Here is a 2,183-nt window from a genome sequence, read left to right as displayed (position 1 = left end):
TAATCAGCGAGTCAGCTTGGGAAGAAATGACCTGCTTATTCGCACCTTCCTTAGTCCGGACAGTTGATAGCGACAAAATTTTATAAACTCATTATAGTTTTCTTCTACAAGAATATGTTTTTTTGATTTGAACAAAATAATATTATTCATAGTTGATTCACCTCACTGCGATCAATCGGAATAAAAAATATACATTGATTGCAAGGGAATCCTGAATCCTGACTCTGGCATCTACTTGAAGAAAAAAATTTGAAATGACTACTCTTTTTCGATTTGATTCCGTTCATAAAAATATCAGCGACAAATGACAATTGTTCTGAAACAGCGGAATCAATCCTTTCAACACTGTCAGCATGATTTTTAATATAAATCCCCGCACTTGAAGTAGAGGAATGATCCAATAATTCAGCTATAGTATTAACATTATGCCCATCTTTAGCCAGCATAGTTGCTATTGTATAACGAAGCCTACGAGGAGTAACATTTAGTATCGAATCGGTACGGTTGGATATTACACCCTCATTATTAACAATACTTTTCAATGCTACATTAGCAATTGTAGGCTTCGCATATAATTTATTATATTCCAGAAGAATTGAACCTGTTATGGATAAATCTGAGAGTTTTTCCTCATTTAAGAAAATAGGAACTTCTCGTTTAGAATAATCATCAAGAGTTTTTCCAAGAGCTTGCTCAACAAGTTTTACTGATTGATTAGCTTGCAATTGAACAATTGATGCAACCTCTGATATTATTGCAAGTTCTCGATATCGTAGTTCTTTACCCCGTTGTTTAACTCGTGGCACTGAAATTACATATTCTACTTTGCCATTATCTAAGTTCTTTTGAATAAGGTCTTTATATTTCAACATAACTAACTGCTGAGGTCTTCTACCTGTAAGGCTGATCAATAGTGATATTGCATAATGTGGCAGTGACAGTTCACCTTTTCTATATGCATGATTCATAGCCTTAATCAAAGAAGTATGTTCTTCTTTAGTTAGTGGTCCCTCTGTTGGATCATCTTGAAGCACAGACTGACCAGATTTTTTTATCTTTAGGTCCAAATGCTTTAACAGCTCTACCGCACTTTCATCTATTCCTGGATATCCTAACTCAAACCATTTAATCAAAAATGGTCGTAAAACGCGAAATGATGCCGGGGCTTTTGATAATTTCTTATTTTGATATTCAATTAGAACCTTATCATCAATATGAGTAGGAGATAGTTTACGGATAAGACTCTCCATATTTCTAACAATATTTTTCACATACAAATAGCTGTTGCTATTAAAATAATATTGTACTGTATATACAAATCCACAAACCAAATTTTCGTTCATAGCATATATTAAGTTTGTAAGATTGATTCCGTTATTTTCAATCGAACTGACGATTTTATGTTCATGCAAAGACATTTTATCAGAGTTATATTTAATTAAATTATTCATCAAATCCTCCTTTGAATAGTTGCTCTTGTTGTTCAAGTGCAGTTTTTTTCGATAGCTCAAAAATATGCCTGCGATTATAAATTATTGAAGTATCTGAACCAGGTCGCCATCCCATGAGATAAGAACGGATTTGCTGTTCTTTTTCATCGGATATATCTTGGGCATTGTCTATTGTTTTTGAGAACTCATAATTCCATGTGTGTCGTAATTTATGACCTGTTAATCCACTTAGAAGTGAGGATGATTGACGAACAACACTCACTATCTTATGGTATGAGGAAAATGACAGAGGTTGCCCTTGGGTCTTCCCTTCCTTATAGGTAATAAACAGAAAATCATGCTTATTAGCATTTTTAACTTTCCTACGATCATTCAAAATATAATCTGAAATTTCATATATAAGTTTTGTGTCAGCAATTAATTTTCTCTCACACGTCTTCACTAATGGCTGATAAACTCGTGGATCTGTTTTATCATTTGCTCTCCTTCTTATTGCGATTGTTGATTCTGCAAAATCCATATCGCCAATACGCAGATTCAAAAGTTCACCTGCTCTCAAACCAAAGCAATGTAATAGAAGGAATATTAGATTGTTTCTTTGTTGCACTTTTTCCGTAAACGGGTTCAAGTTACTCCCTGGCGAAAGTATGCTGAATAAAGAATCTAATTGTGCTTTGTCTAAGGAAGGTGCGAACAAGTTCCTGATATGAGATCATCATATTCATCCGGAGC

The 2,183-nt window shown here is 34.1% G+C and carries 1 protein-coding gene and 1 pseudogene; both read right to left on the bottom strand.

Features of this window, described 5'->3' with window-relative positions; genetic code table 11:
- Nucleotides 1–146: 146 nt before the first annotated feature.
- The gene (locus HX884_RS26175) at nucleotides 147–1,451 is read right to left on the bottom strand and encodes a site-specific integrase (protein WP_178329017.1); all 1,305 of its coding nucleotides are present in this window, start codon (nucleotides 1,449–1,451) and stop codon (nucleotides 147–149) included.
- A pseudogene (locus tag HX884_RS26170) lies at nucleotides 1,444–2,136 on the bottom strand (tyrosine-type recombinase/integrase); the annotation flags it as partial. The gene HX884_RS26175 and the pseudogene HX884_RS26170, both read right to left, overlap by 8 nt.
- Nucleotides 2,137–2,183 lie beyond the last annotated feature (47 nt).

Source organism: Enterobacter sp. SECR19-1250, assembly GCF_013391025.1.
Classification (GTDB): Bacteria; Pseudomonadota; Gammaproteobacteria; order Enterobacterales; family Enterobacteriaceae; genus Enterobacter; species Enterobacter cloacae.
Note: the sequence above shows the minus strand (reverse complement) of the source record. Positions and strands in the feature narration are given on the sequence as shown.